The sequence below is a fragment of the Kitasatospora sp. NPDC087314 genome, assembly GCF_044744365.1.
Taxonomy (GTDB): Bacteria; Actinomycetota; Actinomycetes; order Streptomycetales; family Streptomycetaceae; genus Kitasatospora.
Genome location: NZ_JBIUYE010000010.1, coordinates 50,099 through 69,737 on the forward strand (window position 1 = coordinate 50,099; position 19,639 = coordinate 69,737).

Annotated in this window: 14 protein-coding genes and 1 pseudogene; 2 read left to right on the plus strand and 13 right to left on the minus strand. The window is 70.4% G+C overall.

Features of this window, described 5'->3' with window-relative positions; genetic code table 11:
* Window positions 1–24: 24 nt before the first annotated feature.
* The 12 genes and pseudogenes from ACIO5E_RS22265 to ACIO5E_RS22320 all read right to left on the minus strand — a co-directional run.
* Window positions 25–864: pseudogene (locus ACIO5E_RS22265) on the minus strand (sugar phosphate isomerase/epimerase family protein); the annotation flags it as partial.
* A complete protein-coding gene (locus tag ACIO5E_RS22270; protein ID WP_400670459.1) occupies window positions 861–1,721 on the minus strand; it encodes an SCO3242 family prenyltransferase in 861 nt (286 codons plus the stop codon). The gene ACIO5E_RS22270 and the pseudogene ACIO5E_RS22265, both read right to left, overlap by 4 nt.
* The gene (locus ACIO5E_RS22275; protein WP_400670461.1) at window positions 1,718–2,905 is read right to left on the minus strand and encodes an inositol-3-phosphate synthase; all 1,188 of its coding nucleotides are present in this window, start codon (window positions 2,903–2,905) and stop codon (window positions 1,718–1,720) included. The genes ACIO5E_RS22270 and ACIO5E_RS22275 overlap by 4 nt, the downstream gene beginning before the upstream one ends.
* A gap of 1 nt (window position 2,906) precedes the next feature.
* A complete protein-coding gene (locus tag ACIO5E_RS22280; RefSeq protein ID WP_400670463.1) occupies window positions 2,907–3,926 on the minus strand; it encodes a sugar phosphate isomerase/epimerase family protein in 1,020 nt (339 codons plus the stop codon).
* 90 nt (window positions 3,927–4,016) lie between these two features.
* On the minus strand, window positions 4,017–5,231 hold the full coding sequence (locus ACIO5E_RS22285; RefSeq protein ID WP_400670465.1) for a ThuA domain-containing protein: 1,215 nt from the start codon (window positions 5,229–5,231) through the stop codon (window positions 4,017–4,019).
* 68 nt (window positions 5,232–5,299) lie between these two features.
* Window positions 5,300–8,755: a ThuA domain-containing protein gene (locus ACIO5E_RS22290; protein ID WP_400671043.1), complete on the minus strand. Its 3,456-nt coding sequence runs from the start codon at window positions 8,753–8,755 to the stop codon at window positions 5,300–5,302.
* A gap of 119 nt (window positions 8,756–8,874) precedes the next feature.
* Window positions 8,875–9,708 (minus strand): sugar phosphate isomerase/epimerase family protein, encoded by an 834-nt coding sequence (locus ACIO5E_RS22295; RefSeq protein WP_400670467.1) that lies wholly within the window; start codon window positions 9,706–9,708, stop codon window positions 8,875–8,877.
* Complete coding sequence (locus ACIO5E_RS22300) at window positions 9,709–10,902, minus strand: substrate-binding domain-containing protein (protein ID WP_400670468.1); 1,194 nt, start codon at window positions 10,900–10,902, stop codon at window positions 9,709–9,711.
* 9 nt (window positions 10,903–10,911) lie between these two features.
* Window positions 10,912–11,850 (minus strand): ABC transporter permease, encoded by a 939-nt coding sequence (locus ACIO5E_RS22305; RefSeq protein WP_400670471.1) that lies wholly within the window; start codon window positions 11,848–11,850, stop codon window positions 10,912–10,914.
* A complete protein-coding gene (locus ACIO5E_RS22310; protein ID WP_400670473.1) occupies window positions 11,847–12,836 on the minus strand; it encodes an ABC transporter permease in 990 nt (329 codons plus the stop codon). The genes ACIO5E_RS22305 and ACIO5E_RS22310 overlap by 4 nt, the downstream gene beginning before the upstream one ends.
* A complete protein-coding gene (locus ACIO5E_RS22315; RefSeq protein ID WP_400670475.1) occupies window positions 12,833–14,269 on the minus strand; it encodes a sugar ABC transporter ATP-binding protein in 1,437 nt (478 codons plus the stop codon). Before ACIO5E_RS22315 ends, ACIO5E_RS22310 begins: the two co-directional genes overlap by 4 nt.
* Complete coding sequence (locus ACIO5E_RS22320) at window positions 14,263–15,354, minus strand: Gfo/Idh/MocA family protein (RefSeq protein WP_400670477.1); 1,092 nt, start codon at window positions 15,352–15,354, stop codon at window positions 14,263–14,265. Before ACIO5E_RS22320 ends, ACIO5E_RS22315 begins: the two co-directional genes overlap by 7 nt.
* A gap of 118 nt (window positions 15,355–15,472) precedes the next feature.
* Between ACIO5E_RS22320 and ACIO5E_RS22325 the strand changes: the two genes are divergently transcribed.
* Window positions 15,473–16,648, plus strand: coding sequence for an ROK family protein (locus ACIO5E_RS22325; RefSeq protein WP_400670479.1), 1,176 nt, complete (start codon window positions 15,473–15,475; stop codon window positions 16,646–16,648).
* A 431-nt stretch (window positions 16,649–17,079) separates the two neighbouring features.
* Here the strand turns inward: ACIO5E_RS22325 and ACIO5E_RS22330 are convergent, their stop codons facing one another.
* A complete protein-coding gene (locus ACIO5E_RS22330) occupies window positions 17,080–17,367 on the minus strand; it encodes a hypothetical protein (RefSeq protein ID WP_400670481.1) in 288 nt (95 codons plus the stop codon).
* 644 nt (window positions 17,368–18,011) lie between these two features.
* Between ACIO5E_RS22330 and ACIO5E_RS22335 the strand changes: the two genes are divergently transcribed.
* A complete protein-coding gene (locus ACIO5E_RS22335) occupies window positions 18,012–19,463 on the plus strand; it encodes an LPXTG cell wall anchor domain-containing protein (RefSeq protein WP_400670483.1) in 1,452 nt (483 codons plus the stop codon).
* The last annotated feature ends 176 nt before the right edge of the window (window positions 19,464–19,639 follow it).

Sequence of the window (19,639 nt, forward strand, 5' to 3'; positions counted from 1 at the left end):
GATCGCGTCGACGGTCCACGGGTCCGCGGACGCGGCGCGCAGGGCGGTCAGCGAGCGCAGGGCGGTCCGTGGGCCGCTGTGCCCGTGCCGCGGCAGCTCGACGGCGACGAGCCCGCGGTAGCCGACCTCGGACAGGGCGGCCAGCACGGGTGGGAAGTCGATCTCTCCGTCGCCGAACTCCAGGTGTTCGTGGACGCCCCGGCGCATGTCCTCGATCTGGACGTTGACGAGCCATGGGGCCGCCCGTCGCACACACTCGGCCGGTGTGAGGGGTTCCAGGCACTGGCAGTGTCCGATGTCGAGGGTGAGGCCGAAGACCTCGGGGCAGTCGAGGGCTCCGCGGAGACGCTCGTATCCGGCCAGGTCGGACACCAGCATTCCGGGCTCGGGCTCGAAGCCCAGCCGGACTCCGAGGTCCCACGCGCCCTCCACCAGGGTCGCGCAGCCGTCGAGGAGGAACTGGTAGGCGTGCTCGTGGCTCATCCCGGCTTCCGGGGTGCCGCTCCAGAAGGAGAGCGCCTCGGCTTCCAGCTCGGCCGCGATTCGCAGGCCCCGCTGCAGCAGGTCCAGCCTCCGGGTCCGGCCGGCCGGATCCGCGTCCAGCAGGGTGGGCGTGTGCTTGCGCCAGGGGTCGAGCAGGAAACGGGCTCCGGTCTCCACCACGACGCCCAGCCCGAGCGCCGTGGCCCTCCTCCGGACGCGCTTCAGCTGCCGGTCCAGGTCGGGCCCGTACGGGTCGAGGTGGCCGTGGTCCAGGGTGAGGGCGACTCCCGTGTAGCCCAGACCCGCGACCAGCTCCAACGCCTCGTCCAGCCGGTGGTCGGCCAGACCGTTGGTGCCGTAGCCGAACCGCAGCACGGTCATGTCGGGGAGACCTTCCTGGACAGGCCTCTGGCCAACGGGTAGGCGGCCAGCAGCGAGAGTGCGGCGCGCACGGATCCGGTGCGCGCGATCAGTGCCGCCTGCAGCGGGATCATGGCGTGGATCCCGGCACCGACCGCCCGCCTCAGGTGCGCGGCGTCGGGGCGGACGGTGGCGGCCAGCTGCGAGGCACCGGCCGCCAGCAGATAGCCGCCGAGCAGGACCGTGGACGTCGCCCGGTGTGCGGGGGCCGCGCCGGGCGAGCACAGACCGGCGGCGCCCAGGCCCAGGGCCGTGGTGGCGGCCAGCGCCCCGGCGGGGAGGGAGGCGGTCGCACCGTACGCCTCCCGGCGGCTCACCATCGTGACCGCGTACGTGTGGCCGGCGATGACGGCCGCCGGGGGGACGGCGTGCCGCCAGCGCGCCGTCCCCGCCCCCATGAGCACGTCGAGCCCCCGGGCCGTGGCCATCGCGGCCGGTCCGAAGGGGGTGTTCTTCAGATGCAGGTCGTAGGCCCAGACGGTGGCCGCGAGGGGCACGGCGATCGGCAGGGTGCTGCGGTCGGCGGCCAGAGCCAGGCCCGCCCCGGTGAGGACGGAGGCGGTGGCGAGCGCGGTCCGGGCGCCGATCCGGCCGGACGGGACTGGGCGGTCGGGCCGTTCCCCGGCGTCGACGTGGCGGTCGGCGTAGTCGTTCAGCGCCATGCCGGCCCAGTAGAGGCACGTGGACGCCGCCGCGAGTCGCACCGTCCGCAGGCCGTGGTTCCGGCCCGCGGCGGCGCCGCCCGTGAGGGTGTCGCCCAGGACGGTCAGCGCCGCCGGGGCCCGGACCAGCTCCGCCAGCACGCGCAGGCCGGTCACGACCGGCCGCCCCGGTACCAGGCGCACAGCGTCTCGAACTGTGTGACGAGCCGGTGGTCGCCGTCCGTCCTCTCGGCCCTGACGGGGTCCTTGAAGAAGAAGGCGAGCTGTTCCTGCGGTCCGGTGGAGCCCAGTTCCCGGGCTCGCGCGAGGAACCGGGCCAGGTCCAGGACGAGCGGCGCGGCCAGTGCCGAGTCGACACCCTGCCAGGTGAACTGCATCGTCATCGGGGTGCCGAGGAAGCCCTCGAAGCCGATGTGGTCCCAGGCCGTCTTCTGCTCACCCATGCTGGGCACGTAGTCGATGTGGGTCCGGCCCTCGATCCGGTCTCCCAGCATGGCGGTCAGACCACTGCGCTTGGACGCGTCCTTGCTGGCGGCCGCTTCCGGTTCCGCCAGGGTGGCGCCGTCTCCCCCGCCCAGCAGGTTCGTGCCCGACCAGGACCGCACCCGCAGCGCCCGGTGGGCGAACATCGGGCCGAGGGCGCCGCGCACCAGGGTCTCCCCCGTCTTGCCGTCGCTGCCCGCGTAGGGCAGCCGCCGCCGGTGGGCGAGCTGGCGCAGCGCCGGGATCCGGATGCCCGGGGACGGGGTGAAGTCCACGTAGCCGCAGTCGGCCTTCAGCGCCGCGTAGGCGTACAGCGAGCTCGGTGGCAGGACGTCGGGGACGGTGGCCAGGGCCTGTTCCAGCGCTGCGGCACTGTGATACGCGCGACGAAGAGGTACCGGTGGTTCCGTCGAGGAGAGGTTGACGACCACGACCTGGCTGAGCCGGTTCCGTTCCCGGAAGGACACCATGTCCTGGGCCAGTGCGGCCGCTACGGTCGCCTGGGGCTCGTCGCCCGACACCCGGGCGGTCCCCACCCGGACTTCCTGGTCGGCGATCCGGAGCACGCGCGCCACGGGGCTCAGCAGCGCCCGGGAGAACACTCCCCCGTCGGCGAGCTGATCGGCCCGCTTGGGCAGGGGGGTAGGGACCACGTCGTGGCCTCCGAAAACCAGCCGGCCGACCGGGGCCAGACCTGCGCCGGCGAACTCGGGGAGTTCGCTCACCATCCCGGTCGGCGGCACCAGGCCCGCGCCGACGGCGGCGGCGCCGACGATCGCGGTCGTGGCCACCGAGCCCCGCGCCCCGATGAACCAGACGCCGACCGGCCCGGCTCCCCGCCCAGGGGTGTACTTCATCTCATCCCTCCATACCGGCGGTCGAGGTGAACACGGCGTCGAAGGCGGCGGCCGGAGGCCTGATGGCGGTGAGGCGGCGGATGAAGGCGACGGCTTCGGCGGCCCCGTCCTGGCGGTCCATGCCGGCGTCCTCCCATTCGATGGAGACCGGGCCGCCGTAGTCGATCGTGTTCAGCGCGCGGAAGCAGTCCTCCCAGCGGACGTCGCCGCGGCCGGTGGTCACGAAGTCCCAGCCACGGCGCGGGTCGCCCCAGGGCAGGTGCGAGGAGAGCCGGCCGCGGCGGCCGTCGCCGACGCGCACCCGGGTGTCCTTGCAGTCGACGTGGTAGATCCGCTCGGCGAACTCCAGGATGAAGCCGGCGGGATCGAGGTCCTGCCAGATCATGTGCGACGGATCCCAGTTCAGCCCGAACGAGGGCCGGTGCCCGATGGCTTCGAGGGCGCGGTGGGTGGTCCAGTAGTCGTAGGCGATCTCGCTGGGGTGGACCTCCAGTGCGAAGCGGACACCCTGTTCCTCGAAGACGTCGAGGATGGGGTTCCATCGGTCGGCGAAGTCGCGGTAGCCCGCGTCCATCATGGCGAAGGTGACGGGCGGGAACATCGCCACGGTGTGCCAGATCGAGGAGCCGGTGAACCCGACGACCGTGTTGACGCCGAGCAGCCCGGCGGCCCTGGCGGTGTCCGCCATCTCCCGTGCGGCGTTCCGGCGGACCTGTTCCGGGTCGGCGTCCCACAGCCGCGCGGGCAGGATCGCACGATGCCGCTCGTCGATCGGGTGGTCGCAGACGGCCTGGCCGACCAGGTGGTTGGAGATCGCCCAGACGCCGAGACCGTGCTGCTTGAGCACGTCCCACTTGGCGCGCACGTACGCGGGATCGGCGAGAGCGCGGTCGACCTCGAAGTGGTCACCGCCGCAGGCGATTTCGAGGCCGTCGTAGCCCCAGCGGGCGGCGAGCCGGCAGACCTCCTCGAACGGGAGGTCCGTCCATTGTCCGGTGAAGAGGGTGATCGGGCGTGTCATCGGGGATCCACTTCCGCTGTGCTGAGGGTGCGTGGAGGGGTGGGCCCGGCGCCCGCCGGGGGGCGGTCGGGCGCCGGGGGCTGGGCGAGGTCAGTGGACCCGGGTGAGCTTCCACTGCTGGCCGGTGGAGTTGTCGCAGGCGGCCTGGTCCAGCTGGACCCCGTCCGCGGTGGTGGCGCCCGGCACGTCCAGGCACTTGCCGCCGGCCACCGACACGAGCCGGTACGTGCCCGAGCCGGAGGGCTCCACCCTCCAGCTCTGGTTGTCGCCACCCCAGCAGGACCACTGCTGGAGAAGAGCGCCGTCCGTGACGACCTTGTCACCCGGCACATCGAGGCACTTGCCGCCGGCCGCCGTCAGCGTGAATGCGCCGTTCCCGGCATCGCTCAGCTGCCACCGCTGAGAGGCGCTGCCGTTCGGCGCGTTCTGGACGACCGCGGCGCCATCCTCCACCGATGCGGACGTCGCGTCAACGGCCTCACCGCTGGCCGCATTCGTCACCGTGAACGTACCGGCGCCCACCGGCCCCGTCGGACTGCAGTCGGCCTGGTCGACGCCCGCCGCCAGGCGGATCCCGCCGAGGAGCATGGCACGGAAGGCAGGGTCGGCGTAGGACTCGTCGGTGTGGCCCATCCCGGTGTACCAGGACCGGCCGCCCTGGACCTGCGCGCACCAGGTGATCGGGTGATCGCCCATCCGGTCGGAGCCCGGGTCGTAGCTGGACTCGTCGAGGGAGGCGAGGACGTGGACGGAGCCCCTGGGGTTCGTGCGGAAGTTGTACCACTCGTCCCATCTGCTCCAGGTGGAGGGCAGGTGGGCGGTGCTGGGGTTGGCCCGGTCCTCGATGGCCACCCGGGCCTGCTGCTGCTCGGGATGGCTCTTGAAGTAGGCGCCGACGACCTGGCCGTAGAAGGGCCAGGTGTACTCGGTGTCGGAGGCCGAGTGGATGCCCGCGTAGCCGCCGCCGGCGCGAATGTAGCCCTCGAAGGCGGCTTTCTCGGTGGCATTGAGGACGTCACCCGTGGTCAGGGCGAAGACGACGGCCTGGTAGTTGGCGAGGTTCGCCGGGGTGAACACGGTGTCGTCCTCGGTGGCGTCGACCGTGAAACCGTTCGCCGCGCCCAGGTCCTTGAGGGCCTGGACGGCGACGGGGATCGAGTCGTGCCGCCAGCCGCTGGTCTTGGAGAAGACGAGCACCTTGAAGGCGGGTCGGGCGGCTTCCGCCGCGGACGAGCCCGAGGGGGCGGTGAGGGTGAGCGCGACGCCCAGGCACAGCGCGGGCAGGAGCGTTCTGAGGCGGAACATGCGGACTCCTCGGGAGCGGATCCGGGAGAGGGCCCGGCGCCCACGGTCGGTGGGCGCCGGGGGTCTCGTCAGCTGAGCTTGGCGAACTTCCACTGCTGGGCAGGGGTGCCGTTGCAGGCGTACTGGTCTAGCTGGACCTCGTTCGCGCCGGAGTTTCCTGGCACGTCCAGGCACTTGCCGCCCGCCGACAGCAGCCGGTAGACGTCCGGGCCGACGGACTCCGCCTTCCACTTCTGGTTGTCGCTGCCCCGGCACCCCCACTGCTGGAGCGGAGCACCATCCAGCGCGGCCTTGTCAGCCGGCACCTCCAGGCACTTTCCGGTGACCGCGGCCACCAGTGTGAACGCGCCGTTCCCGGCGTCGTTCAGCTTCCACTGCTGGTTGGTGCCGCCGTTGGGCGTGTACTGGATGACCGGCGCGCCGTCCGCCGTGGACCGGTACTTCACGTCGACGGCCTTGCCACTGCCCGCGTTCGTCACGGCGTGGGTGCCGCCGGCCTGTGGCCCGGCCACGGCGACGCCCTTACCACCGAAGGTGAAGGAGTTCACGTCGAACGAGGACGCCCCCGTGGTCCGGAACACCGCGTACAGGGTGTGGGTGCCGCCGGGGTCGGCAACCTTGACGGGCACCGTGGCCGCGAAGCTGTCCCACCCGCCGGTCGCCGGGACCGGGATCGTGGAGACGAGCCGCCCGCCCGGCTCATCGGCGTGGAGTTCAATCGTGCAGCCGTCGGCCGGCGAGGACACCCGTGCGGACACGGTGTCGATCCCGGTCAGGTTCGTCGGCTCGAACGATATCCAGTCGCCGTTGTTGATCTTGCCGACGACCCTGCCGCCCTCGGCCCCGGCCGCCGGAACGATCTCGGTACCGGAGTGGCCGGAGTAGTGCACGGCCTGCTTGCGTTTCGGCTGCAGCGTGATGCTGGTGGTGCCGGAGAGTCCGTTCGAGCTGATGTAGTCGGCGGTGAGGACGACATAGATGTCGGCGAACTCGCCGTGTCCGGTCGGGTTGGTCGTGAACGTTCCGGAGCAGCCGGTGTACTGGGCGGTCTCGTGGGTGTGGCTGTGGTCGTGGCCGAGCGCCGGGGACACCTTCACCTTGGAGCAGTCGACGGGGCCTCCGTCGGGGTCGGTCACCTTGACCGTGTAGCCGATGCTGTCACCCCAGGCGAAGAAGCCGCCGTCCGGCGGGTCGGTGAAGCTGACCGTCGGACGGCTCACGCCGACGGAGACGGGCACACTGACCGCGGCCGACGTACCGCTCGCGTTGGTGACCGTCAGCCGGGCCTTGAAGGTGCCCTTGGCGGTGTACGTGTGCGTGGGATTCGCGTCGGTGGACGTCGAGCCGTCGCCGAAGTCCCACAGGTAGCCGAGCGGTTCGCCGTCGGGGTCGACGGATCCCGCCGAGGAGAACGCGACGGCCAGCGGCGGCTGCCCGGAGTCGGGGGTGGCGCTCGCCTTCGCCTGCGGTGCCCGCTTGCCGGAGACGTGGTCGATCCGGTAGATGCCCGCGTCGTCGTTGTTGTGGCCGAATCCGTTGCCCCACTCGGCGATGTACATCGCGCCGTCCGGGCCGAACTTCATGTCGATCATCCCGTGCGGCTTGGTGTCCGCGGCGAAGGAGTTGATCTTCAGGAGGTCGCCGGCGGAGTCGAGCTTCATCTCCTTGACGAAGTTGCGGCTCCACTCGTAGAAGAACGGCGTCTCGTCGTAGTACTCGGGGAACTTGCGGTCCGAGGGGTTCGCCGGGTCGTAGTGGTAGAACGGGCCGCCCATCGGGGCCGCGCCCTGCCCGTTGTCGATCTCCGGGAACTCCTTGGAGGGGTTGTAGGTGTACCAGACCGTCCCGGGCTTGGCCGGCGGCAGGTCGGTCAGCCCGGTGTTGTTGGGCGAGTTGTTGACCGGCTTCGCGCAGTCGAACTTCGGGCCCGAGGTACCGGTGGCGAAGTCGTACTTGTTGTACGGGTAGTTGTTGCCCGCGCAGTACGGCCAACCGTAGTTGCCGGGCTCCTTGATCAGGTCCCACATGACGTGCCCCTCGGGACCGCGGTTCGGGTCCGGCACCCACGCATCGGGCCCGTACTCGCCGACCGAGAGCCACCCGGTCTCCTTGTCCACCGAGAATCGGAACGCGTTGCGCAGACCCATCACGTAGATCTCGGGCCGGGTCTTCGCGGTGCCGGGCGCGAACAGGTTGCCCGAAGGAATCGTGTAGCTGCCGTCGGCCTCGGGGTGGATGCGCAGGATCTTGCCGCGCAGGTCGTTGGTGTTGGCGGCGGAGCGCTGCGCGTCGAACCTCTCCCGGCCCGGCCGCTCGTCGATCGGGGTGTAGAGGTCGGACTCGAACGGGTTGGTGTCGTCGCCGGTCGACAGGTACAGGTTTCCGCCGGGGCCGAAGACGACGTTGCCGCCGGTGTGGCCGGGCTCGTTGTCACGGCCGACCGGCACGTCGAGGAGTTGCTTCTCGCTGCCGAGGTCCAGCGTGCCGTCCGCGTTGACGGTGAAGCGGGAGAGCCGGTTCACCTGGGGGCTGTGCGGCGAGTGGTAGAGGTAGATCCACCGGTTGGTGGCGAAGTCCGGGTCGAGCGCCACGCCGACCAGGCCGGCCTCACCGCCGTCGTAGACGTCCAGCTTGCCCGAGAGGTGGGTCTCCGGCACGCCGTCACGGGTCTGGATGACGTTCAGCTCGCCGGAGCGGGAGGCGTAGAAGACGTCGCCGTTCGGCGCGACGTCCAGTTGCATCGGCTGGACCGCATGACCGTCGAGGGTGACCTTCTGGAAGTTCTTGGTGACGGTGCCGCTGCAGTCGCCGGTCGCGGCGCCCGCGGCCCACTTGATGCCGCCCAGCAGGTGCTGCTTGAACAGTGGCTCGGAGTAGGCGGACGCCTCGTGGCCCATGGCGGTGGCCCAGACTTTGCCGCCCTCGGCGTTGCGGCACCAGGAGATCGGGTGGTCGGGGCCCATCTTCTTGGGGCCGGCGTCGTAGGTCGTCTCGTCCGCGGTGACCAGGACGTGCACGTCGCCGCGCTGGTCCTTGTCGAAGTTGTACCACTCCTCGGCGCGCGTCCAGCGGTCCGGCAGCCCCTTGGTGGACGGGTGGACCTTGTCCGCGACCTTGGCGGCGCCGTTCAGGACGCCGGCGGAGTGCTCGGTCATGTGGGCGCCGCCCATCAGGGCCTGGTCCCACCAGGGGAACTGCCCCTGGATCTTCATGTCCGTGGTGTTGTGGACCGCGACGATGCCGTGGCCGCTGTGCACGTAGTCCTGGACGGCCTGGCGCTCGTCGTCGGTGTCCCAGACCATGCCGGAGGTCTGGAACATGACGACTGCGCTGTAGTTGTCGAGGTTCGCCGTGTTGAAGACGGTGGCGTCCTCGCTCCGGTCGACCTGGAAGTTGTTGTCGGCGCCGAGCTGCTGGAACATGCGGACACCGGCGTCGATGGAGTCGTGCCGGTAGGAGCCGGGGGCGGTCTTGGTGAACAGCAGCACCTTGAACGCCGGCTCCGCCGCGTGGGCGGTCGGCATCTGCAGGAGCGCGACTCCGAGGACGGACGCGCCGAGCGCGGCAAGGCCGCGCTTCAGTCTCGATCGTTGCACTGTGGTTCTCCAGTGGTGGGTGGAGGAACGTGGGGGTTGGTCAGTGCTCAGAGGGTGCGCAGGAACTCCAGGCCGTCCGCGGCGAGGGCGTCCGGGCTGGGGGCCAGGGGACGCCAGATGGAGGCCGCGGTGGCGATCGTCGTGTTGTCGGGGGTGAAGGACTCGATGACCAGCGGGCCGCCGTAGCCGACGAGGTCGACGGCTTCGGTGAAGGCTCGCCAGTCGAAGTGGTCGGCGCCCGGGGCGCCGCGGTCGGTGCCGCAGACCTGGAGGTGGACGAGCCGTTCACCGGCCGCCCGGACGGCCTGGGCCGGGCTCCTCTCTTCGATGTTGAGGTGGTAGGTGTCGAGGGCGAGGCCGCATCCTTCGGGGAGGGCCTCCAGTGCCTGATCGACGGTGTTGATCAGGCTGGTCTCGTAGCGGTTGAGCGGTTCGACGCCGATCCGCACCGAGCGCTCGGCCGCGTAGTCCACGACGGGCTTCAGGTTCTCCCGCAACTCGGCGTAGACGGAATGGCGTTGGTCGGCGTCCAGGTGCCAGGTCCGACCGACCGACGCGTAGGCGGGGCCGCTGATCGCCGGAGCGCCGACGATGCCCGCGACGTCCACGCAGTGCCGCAGGTAGTCCTGGGTGGCGTGGACGGTCTCGGGTGAGGCGGCGACGAGTTCCCGGTCCGGGGGCATGACGAGTACGACCGAGGCACCGAGCCCGTACGTGCGGAGCAGCTCGGCGGCGCGGTGGGCATCCCACTGGCCCGGCTGCTCCACCGGGAGTTCGATCACGTCGAATCCCAAGGTGGCGACGTGCGGGACGAGTTCGGCCAGCGTCTCGTCCGTCAGCGGAGAGGTCCAGACCCAGGTGTTGACACCGATCTCGCGCATCTACTTGCCACCCCAGGCCTGCGGGTAGCCGGGCAGCGTCTCGCATCCGCACAGGGCGTAGTGCAGCGGGGGCATGCCGGGCTTGAGGTAGGTGACGAGGCTGTCCTGGGTGATGGTCGGCTGCGGGAGGTTCCAGACCTTCGGCACGCTCTCCCCGTTGAGGATCTTCAGCGCGGCGATCACCGGGGTGCGCCACTGGTAGGTCGGGTAGGTGGGGGCCACCGCCGTCAGCTTCGCGTCCTTCCACTTCTGCAGGAAGTCCTGCTGGTCCTCGCCGTTGATCGGCGGGACGGGCCGGCCGGCGTCCTCGAACGCCTCGACGGCGGCGACGGCGGTGGCGCCGGCGTCCATCCAGACGCCGTCGATCTTGCCGTAGCGCTGGATGTAGTTCGAGACGATGCTCTTGGTCTTGGCGGCGTCGCCGTCGGTGAACTCCACACCGACCACGTCCAGCTTGCTCTTGTCGAAGGCGACCTTCGCGGCCGACCAGCGGGTCTCCAGGACGTCCACGCCGGGCAGGATGCGCAGGGCGAGGACCTTCCCGCCGGGCTTGACCTTCTGGGTGAGGAACTCGGCACCGGCGGCACCGAAGGCGTAGCCGCCGATCGGCTTGATGAAGGTGACCGGGCAGTCGGTCTGGGCGCCCCGGTCGAAGACGATGACCGGTACCTTCCCGCAGGCGGCCTTGACGGCCGGGGTGAGGGTGGCGGTCGTGTTGGGCGAGACGATGAGTGCGTCGCAGCCCTTGGCCTGGAGTTCCGCGATGTCGGAGATCTGCTTGTCGTCCTTGCCCTCGGCGTCCAGGACGGTGAGGTCGGCGATCTCCGGGTGGCTCTTGGCCTCGGCCTGCATGGACTTCCAGCCGACCTGCCGCCACGGGTTGTTGGTCGCGGCGTTGGAGAAGCACAGGTGGTACGGGCCGGCCTTCCTGTACGTCGAGGTGTCGACCGGCTGCGGGTCGATGGCCTGCTCCCACGGCTTGTCGGCCGGGCCGGTCGGCGTCTTGGTACGCATCGCGAGCTGGGCGTCGTAGTCCTCCTGGACGAAGAACTTCGACTGGTCACCGGTCTTCTTCAGGGCATTGGTGGACGCGGACGCACCGTCGCTCCCGATCTTGTCCGAGGAACAGGCCGTCAGCGGGAGCAGCACGGCGAATGCGGCGGCGCCGAGAGCACGTCTGTGGGTGAGGAGCATGGTGGTCCCTTACGCGGTGGAGGTGGAGCGGCTGCCGCGCCGCGGAAGCTGAACGGTCCCGAGGGCGACCGCGGCGATGAGGATGAGCCCCTGGACGGTGAACTCCATGGCCCCGGAGATGCCGTGCAGGTTGAGGAGGGTGAAGAGGGACTGCAGGGTGAAGGCGCCGGCAATGGCGGCCACGACCGAGCCGCGGCCTCCGCCGAGCACCACGCCACCGACCACGACGGCGGTGATCGCCTTGAACTCCAGGCCCTGTCCGACCTTGGCGGAGACGCCGGCGAACCCGCCGAGCAGGATTGCGCAGACGGCGGCGGACAGTCCGGAGAGGACGAACGCCAGCGTCTTGACGCGGTGGACGCGCACACCGGACAGCCCGGCGGCGAGCGGGTTGTCGCCGGTGGCGACGAGGGTGCGTCCGAAGTCGGCACGCATCAGGGCGACCACGGCGGCCACCGCTGCGGCGAGGATGAGCACCGACCACGGCACCGGTCCGAGGCTGCCGCGCCCGAACTGGCGGAACTCCTGGGGCAGAGCACCGCGCGGGGCTCCGTCCGTCCACAGGAAGACCGCGCCCGACAGGATCAGCATCGTGCCGAGCGTCACGATGAACGACGGCACCCGCAGCCGCGTGGTCACCAGTCCGTTGACCGCGCCGACCAGCGCACCGATGGCGAGCAGCAGCGCGATCACCGGCCAGGTCGCCCCCGAGTCGCCGTCGATCAACCGGGCGGCGATCACGACCTCGGCGGTGACGAGCGAGCCGACGGACAGGTCGAACTCGCCGGAGACGATGACGAAGTACTGGCCGGCGGCGAGGATCGCCAGCGGAGCGGCCCGCTTGACGAAGGCCAGGAAGCTCTGGGGTTCGAAGAACGAGGGGTTGGCGACGGCGATCGCGACGAGCAGGACGGCCAGGACGCCGAAGATGGGCAGGTTGCGTCTCATCGGGCGAGCCTCCTCCGGGCGTAGATCGCCAGGGCGGCGACGAGGACGACGCCGCGGACCACGTCCTTGGCGAAGGAGTTGATCTCCAGCTGGTTGAAGATGCTGTCGAGGACGGCGAGCAGCGCGACTCCCCCGACGGTGCCCGCGACCCCGCCCTTCCCGCCGGCGAGAGCGGTGCCGCCGAGCACGACGGCGGCGATGGACTCCAGGTCGTAGCCGCCGTCGGTGCCGACGGTGGGTGCACCGGCGCCGAGGCGGGCGGCGAGCAGCAGACCGGCGGCGCCCGCGGCCAGCGAACAGAGCACGTGGGTGGCGAGGATGACCCGGTCGGTCCGCACGCCCGACAGCCGGGCGACCTCGGGGTCGCCACCGACCGCGTAGATCCGGTAGCCGAGAGTGGTGCGGCGCAGCAGGAACCAGGCCGCAGCCGCGATCGCCAGCCACAGCAGGGCCGAGACCGGCACGGGACCGATCCGGTCGTAGCCGAGGTGCTGGAAGGATTCCGGGACGCTGCCCGCGGGCCCGGCGTACCGGTTCTCCAGGATGCCCTTGATGATGAGCGAGACGCCGAGGGTGGCGATGAACGCATGGACCTTGAGCCGGGTGATGACCAGTCCGTTGACGAGCCCGGTCAGGGCGCTGACGCCCAGGACGGCGGCGATCGCCGGGACCACGCCGTAGTCGGCCATGGTCTCGGCGGCGACGAGCGAGCACAGGCTGATGAGGTAGGTCACGGACAGGTCCAGCGAGCCGGCCAGGATCGCCAGGGTCTGTCCGACGGCGACGATGCCGAGTGCGGCCGATCGCTGCTGGATGCCGACGATGTTCGTCTGGCTGAAGAACTGACCGCCGTCGATGGTGAAGAGGATCCAGCCGACCAGGAGCAGGACGCCCAGGGCCAGGAAGACGGGCCGGGCGGGGCTGTCGGCGGCGAGTCCCCGCAGCACGGGTCTCTTCGATGGAAGGGTTCCGAGCTGCTGGGTCATGACCCGGCCGCCAGGCGCATCACGGCTTCCTCCGAGGAGCCTGCGGGCAGGTGGCCGGCGATCCGTCCTTCCCGCAGGACGACCACGCGGTCACTCATGCCGATGAGTTCGGGCAGCTCGGAGGAGATCATCAGGACGGCCATGCCGTCCTCGGCGAGTTCCCGTACGAGCTCGTGGATGGCCGCCTTCGCGCCGACGTCGACGCCGCGGGTGGGCTCGTCGAAGAGCAGGACGTTCGGCGCGACGGTCAGCCACTTGGCGAGGACCACCTTCTGCTGGTTGCCGCCGGAGAGGTGGCGCACTTCCTTCTCGGGACTGGGCGGCGCGAGACGTACGCGCTGCAGCACGTCCAGCACCGAGGCACGGTTGCCGGCCCGACCGGTGCGCGCGACCAGGAGTGCGTTGTCGCGCACCGACTGGTGCAGGACCAGACCCTCGGACTTGCGGTCCTCGGTGACCAGTCCGATGCCCGCGGCGATGCCCTCCTGGACCGACGCGGGGCGGCTCGGGGTCATCTCGCCGCGGGTGAACGGCTCGGCGCCGAACAGGGCCTTGGCCAGTTCGGTGCGGCCGGCACCCTGGAGTCCGGCGAGGCCCACGATCTCCCCGCCGCGCAGTTCGAGGTCGATGCCGTCGAGCTTGTCGTTGCCGCCGCCGTACACCGAGAGCAGGACGTCTCCGACGGGGCGGGTGGCGCGGGGCGGGTAGTAGTCCGTCAGTTCGCGACCGACCATCAGGCGGACGAGTTCGGCGGTGGTGAGTGCGGAGATCGGTCGGGTGGTGACCTTGGCACCGTCCTTGAGGACGGTGACGCGGTCGGCGAGTTCGAAGATCTCTCGCAGCCGGTGAGAGATGTAGAGGACGGCGATGCCGCGCTGGCTCAGCCCGCGGACCAGGCGGTACAGCAGCTCGACCTCGTGCTCGGCGAGCGCCGCGGTGGGCTCGTCCATGACGACGATCCGGGCGTCCACCGAGAGGGCTTTGACGATCTCGACGACCTGCTGCTGCGCCACCGAGAGGCGGCGCACGAGGTCTCGCGGGCCTAAGGAGTCCTCGCCGAGTTCGTCCAGCAGGCGGGCGGTGGTCGTCTCCATGGCGGCCCGGTCGACCAGGCCGCGGCGCACCGGCTCGCGGCCGAGGAAGACGTTCTCGGCAACGGTCCGCTCGGGCAGGAGTGTGAGCTCCTGGTAGATGATCGCGACGCCGGCGCGCTGGGCGTCCAGCGGGTGTTTGAAGGCCATGGCCCGACCGTCGAGCTCGATCGTGCCCTCGTCGGGGGTGTGCACGCCGGCGAGGATCTTCATGAGTGTGGACTTGCCGGCGCCGTTCTCCCCGATGAGGGCGTGCACTTCGCCTGCCGCCACGTCCAGGTCGACATCGGTCAGCACCCGGGCGCCGGGGAAGCTCTTACCGATGCCGGTCATCTTCAGCATTCGACCCACCCGCCGTCGCGGACGGACTGCAGGACGGCGTCGGTGATGCGGGCGGCACGCTCTCCGTCCTCGAAGGTCGGCAGGCCCTCGCGTCGCACGCCCCCGATCGCGGCGTAGGTGTCGGCGACGAACGCGTCGAAGCAGTCGTGGAATCCCTGGGGGTGGCCGGCCGGGAGCGGGGAGTACGGCTTGGCGGCTGGCGAGAGGGTCATGGGGTCGCGCACCAGGGCCCGGGAGCCGGTGCGTCCGCCGAGCCACAGGTGTTCGGGGTTCTCCTGGTCGAAGGCGAGGCTGCCGTCGGTGGCGGAGATCTCCAGGAAGAGCCGGTTCTTGCGGCCAGGGGCGACCTGGCTGACGGCGACCGAGCCGAGCGCGCCGGAGGCGGTGGTGAACTGGACGGTGGCGAGGTCCTCGGTGAGGACCGGACCGGTGGTCACCCGGTCGGCGACGACCACGGAGGTCTGCGCGCAGACCCTGGTGACCTGGTCCCTCGTCACGAACTCGACCAGGTCGAACCAGTGGGAGCCGATGTCGCCGATGGTCCGGCCGGGCCCGCCCCGGTGTGGGTCCACCCGCCAGTTGTCGTCGGTCGATTTCAGCAGCCAGTCCTGCAAGTAGCTGCCCTGGACAAGGCTGACCCGGCCGAGCTCGGTGAGGAGCGCCCTGGCCTCGCGAACCATCGGGTGGAAGCGGTAGACGAAGGGGACGGCGGCGACCGTTCCCGTGTCCCGGGCGCGGGCCGCCATCAGAGCGGCCGTCGGCGCGTCCGTCGCCAGTGGCTTCTCGCAGACCACGGCCAGGCCGGCGTCCAGCGCCTTCAGCGCGACGGGGGCATGCAGGTGGTTGGGCGTGCAGACGTGCAGGACGTCGACGAGGCCGGACTCGATCAGTTCCTCTGCCGACTCGAAGGCCTTCTCCGCACCGAGGCTTCGGGCACCGTCGACGGCGCTGTCCATGGTTACTCCTGCGATCCCCACCAGCCGGGCACCGGCTTGTCGGACGGCCCGGGCATGGATCCGGCCGATGAAGCCAGTTCCAACGATGCCTGTTCTGACTTCCGCCGACTGTCGTCGTATGTCGAGCATGTTTCAGAGCGTAGGAACGACTTATGACGGACGTCAAGCATAAGTGCGGTTCCCGTTATGATTAAGTACGGCTGACACGGCCGACAGACGACAGGTGCGACGTGAAGGAGACGCGAAGTTGACCACTGAAGCGGCAGGCGCGGGCGCCCTCCTCGCGATCCTGCGCGACGGCCAGGCCCGCACCCGCGCCGAGTTGATGCAGCTCACCGGCCTGGCCCGGTCCACCGTGTCGCAGCGACTCGACGCCCTCCTGGACCAGCAGTGGATCGTGCCGGCCGACGACGCGATCTCCTCGGGCGGTCGGCCCGCGGTGGCGTTCGCCTTCAACGCCGGAGCGAGGATCGTGCTCGCTGCCGACCTCGGAGCCACCCACGCACGGATCGCGCTCACCGACATGACCACCCACGTCCTGGCCGAGCGCAGCCAGGACATGCCGATCACCGACGGGCCGGAGCACGTACTGGGTTGGCTGATCGAGGAGTTCACGAGCCTGCTGGCCGAGTCCGGGCACACCCTCGCCGATGTCTGCGGCGTCGGCATCGGCCTCCCCGGACCGGTCGAACACACCACCGGACGGCCGGTCAACCCGCCGATCATGCCCGGCTGGGACGGCTTCGACGTACCCGGCCGGCTCGGCCCGCGAATCGGCGCCCCCGTCCTGGTCGACAACGACGTCAACATCATGGCGCTCGGGGAGCACTGGGCGGCCAGCCCCGAGGTCGCGCACCTGCTCTTCGTGAAGGTCGGCACTGGGATCGGCAGCGGCATCATCACCGAGCACCGCCTCCACCGAGGGGCACAGGGAGCCGCCGGCGACATCGGCCACATCCGGGTGGCTTCCGCTGCCGACCAGTTCTGCCGCTGCGGCAACCTGGGCTGCCTGGAGGCCGTCGCCGGTGGCGCGGCCCTCGCCGCCCGACTGCGGGCCGAGGGCGCGGACGCCGCCGACGGTCGTGACGTGGTCAAGCTGGTGCGCGCCGGGAACCCGACCGCCGTCCAGCTGATCCGCCAGGCCGGCCGGGACATCGGCGACGTCCTGGCGACCCTGGTGAACTTCTTCAACCCTGGCGTGATCATCATCGGCGGCGACCTCGCCGACGCCGGCGAGCACCTGCTGGCCGGTGTCCGCGAAGTCATCTACCGCCGATCCCTCCCCCTCGCCACCCAGCACCTGGCAATCCGGGGACGCGAACTCGGCGACCGCGCAGGCGTCATCGGCGCATCCGTCATGGTCATCGAACACGTCCTCAGCCCCACGGCCGTGGACCGCGCGGTCGCGGGCGCCGAACGGTAGCGGGCCAGGCCGGCCCGGCAGTTGGAGTACGGAAGGAGTAATGGACAACCGAGACCTCGTCGTCGATTCGGAGGACGGGGCGAACGTCCGCGTCCCTCATCCCGGACCACGGAGGCGCACACGCTCGGGGGCGCGCACGCTCGGGGGCGCGCACTCGCGGCCAACGAGCTGGGGACCAACCCGGTCACTCGACAGCCGAGTTCAGAAACATCGACGCCGAGCAGGCGACACCCGCCACCCCCTTCAGGACGAGGGCGGCGGGCGCCTTGAGATGAGCGGCTGTGTACCGTCCCCGATCAGCCCTCACCTCCTAGTAATAGAATTTAACTATTCCACGACCGGGAGGGCAATGGCCTGGAGGGCGGAGCTTGATAACGGATCGGCAACATCGAACAGCGCGGTGAGGATCGCGTTGCCGACGCCTCCCCCTCTCAGCCCACTGCCGCGAGCGGGAACGTCAGGTCGTACGCGACTTCATCGGCGCCGACCATGAACGTGAAGCGCACGGCCATCGATACCGCCTCCGGCGGCAGACCCGGCTGTCCCGAGATGCTCCCGTCGGTCCGACGACCGTCCGGACTGAGCCCGCGAGCGCCGCCGAAGTCGCCGTAGCGGTTGCCGAGATCATCGACGGCCTCCAGCCACATGAACGCCGGGCGGGCGGAGGAAGGGACGGAGCCGAGATCGTCGGGCAGTGTCGCGGTGATCGAGTAGCTCACGGTGAAGGACTCCGCGCACCTCGCCAGGGAGTGGACCGTCAGTTCGTGGCGTCCGGACAGTACGGGGATCCGCTGGTCCGCGCCCCCACGCTTGCTCATGACCTCTGCCTCCGGGAGGTCATGCGCAGCCAGGCCTCGACGACGAAGGCACCTGCGTTTGCCATGCCGGCCAGCAGTGCGGCGGCGGCCCTGGAAATCATTGGAGATGACACGGGAATTCCCCTCGTAGACGGTCACACCCCGAACGCCCGATCCTGCGAGCTCCCCGCGGGGGCCGGCGCAGACCTGATGTCCGGTCAGCTTGTCCGAAGGAAGATGAGGTTCTGGTGAGGCCACACACCTCCGGACCCCTCCGGCCGTGGCCTACCGTGCCCCTGCTCGACCCCGACGACAGGTCTCGATTCCCGTCGAGCGAGTTTCTGTGACTTGGACCGTCGCTGCCCGTCTCCCAGGACGGAGGAGCATCACCGGCCCCACCCACGCGCTGCACCCGCCACGGGTGCGGCTGCGGCGGGTACCCCGGTGCCTCCGTGTGACGGCACGACCGGACCCCCGGGCCGTAGCTGTCACGAGGACCTGTTGTCAACCAATCCTCGGGACGCACGACGCGAGGTCGTGCGCCCAAGGAGTTAAGGAATGCGCGCATGGCACGCACAGATCTCCTTCCCACCCGCTCCGGTCGGCGGCCACTCGGCCGCCGGGCGGTCGCCCTGGCGGCCGCCACCGCCGCGACGGCTCTCGTCGGAGCCCCGTTCGCCGTTCCCGCCGCGGCCGAGCCGGGGCCGGAGAAGACGGACCGCCACGCGGTGGTCCTGGTGAACTTCCGCAACGCCTCGCTGTCCGACGCCAAGGTGGTGCACGAAAAGGCTGTTCAACAGCTCTTCAAGGCCAAGGACTCCGTCGCCGCGTACTACGCCGCGAACTCCGGCCAGCGCCTGGCCGTGGTGCCCGCGCAGGGCGACGGCGTCTTCGGACCGTTCGACATCGACGTCGACAAGTCCAAGTGCGATCCCGGCAAGATCGCCGACCTGGCCGCCAAGGCCATGCCGGCCGACGTCAAGTACGACCACATGTCGATCGTCATGCCCGGCGACAACGCGTGCGGTTGGTGGGGTCTGGGCTCGCAGCCGGGGCCGACCACCTGGTTCCAGGAGGGGGCGATCAACGGCGACGACACCACCGCCGCCCTCCACGAGTTCGGGCACAACATGGGCTTCGCCCACGAAGGGCGCGAGCTGTGCCCGGTCGGACAGTTCACCGGCTGCTCCGGCGACGGGACCAGCCACATCACCCCCATGGGTGGGGGTGGCAGCCACAAGGGGCTGTCCGCGCCCGAACTCATCGGCAGGCACTGGTTGTCGCCCGACCGGATCGTCTCGCCCAAGACGAGCACGACGGTCCACCTCACCCCGCTCCACGCCCCGGCGGCTGCCGGTGGCACCCGGGCCGTCGACATACCCTTCGGCACCGACGGCGACCGGCTCGTCCTCGACTACCGCGCCGTTGCCCCGAACAGCCTGGACACGGATATCGAGAATCCGGGCGTCTTCGTCTTCCGTGTCGACAAGGGGAACTACTCGGCCGCGGTCAACCTCCGTAACACCACGGAGGACAAGAACAAGATGTTCGGTTCCTTCACGGGCACCGCTCCAATGACCGACCTCACCCACCACATCTCGCTGACCTACGACAAGATGACCCCCGACGGCATCGACGTCACCATCGATCTCGCCCACCAGGGCGCCCAGCCCGGCACCGCGACCACCGCGACCACCGCGACCACCGCGACCACCGCGACCGCCACGGCCGGGGCGAGCCGGAGCGCGGATGCCGCGACCAACCCGGTCACCACCACCCCCCGTCCGACGCCGAGCGCGAAGAGCTCCGAATTCGGTGACGCGCCAGAGGTCCTGAACGCGACGAAGCCGCCGGTCAAGGCGGCAAGTCACTCCGCGTCGCCTTCCGAAAAGGGCTCGCAGCTCGCCGCCACGGGCGGGAGCGTCCTGGTCCCGACGCTGATCGGTACCGCTTTCCTCGGTGCGGGTGCGGTGCTCGTCCTGCGCCGCCGACGCCAGGTGCGGCACCGTCGCCACTAGTTCGGCCGAGTGTGCCTTACCGACGGAGGGGCCGTCCCGGCGGACGGCCCCTCCCTCCCCCCTCCCCCGCACAGCCCGACCAGTAGTTGAGGCACCATCACCTCCCCACCCACCCCCATCAGCAGGAGCCGTCCATGGGTGTCCTCCGTGCAAGATCGAGAGCCGTCATCGCCCTC

Coding starts and splice junctions, on each gene's coding strand:
- ACIO5E_RS22275 (WP_400670461.1), bottom strand. CDS start 2,905: ATGAAGTACACCCCTGGGCGGGGAGCCGGGCCGGTCGGCGTCTGGTTC.
- ACIO5E_RS22280 (WP_400670463.1), bottom strand. CDS start 3,926: ATGACACGCCCGATCACCCTCTTCACCGGACAATGGACGGACCTCCCG.
- ACIO5E_RS22285 (WP_400670465.1), bottom strand. CDS start 5,231: ATGTTCCGCCTCAGAACGCTCCTGCCCGCGCTGTGCCTGGGCGTCGCG.
- ACIO5E_RS22290 (WP_400671043.1), bottom strand. CDS start 8,755: ATGCCGACCGCCCACGCGGCGGAGCCGGCGTTCAAGGTGCTGCTGTTC.
- ACIO5E_RS22295 (WP_400670467.1), bottom strand. CDS start 9,708: ATGCGCGAGATCGGTGTCAACACCTGGGTCTGGACCTCTCCGCTGACG.
- ACIO5E_RS22300 (WP_400670468.1), bottom strand. CDS start 10,902: ATGCTCCTCACCCACAGACGTGCTCTCGGCGCCGCCGCATTCGCCGTG.
- ACIO5E_RS22305 (WP_400670471.1), bottom strand. CDS start 11,850: ATGAGACGCAACCTGCCCATCTTCGGCGTCCTGGCCGTCCTGCTCGTC.
- ACIO5E_RS22310 (WP_400670473.1), bottom strand. CDS start 12,836: ATGACCCAGCAGCTCGGAACCCTTCCATCGAAGAGACCCGTGCTGCGG.
- ACIO5E_RS22315 (WP_400670475.1), bottom strand. CDS start 14,269: ATGCTGAAGATGACCGGCATCGGTAAGAGCTTCCCCGGCGCCCGGGTG.
- ACIO5E_RS22320 (WP_400670477.1), bottom strand. CDS start 15,354: ATGCTCGACATACGACGACAGTCGGCGGAAGTCAGAACAGGCATCGTT.
- ACIO5E_RS22335 (WP_400670483.1), top strand. CDS start 18,012: ATGGCACGCACAGATCTCCTTCCCACCCGCTCCGGTCGGCGGCCACTC.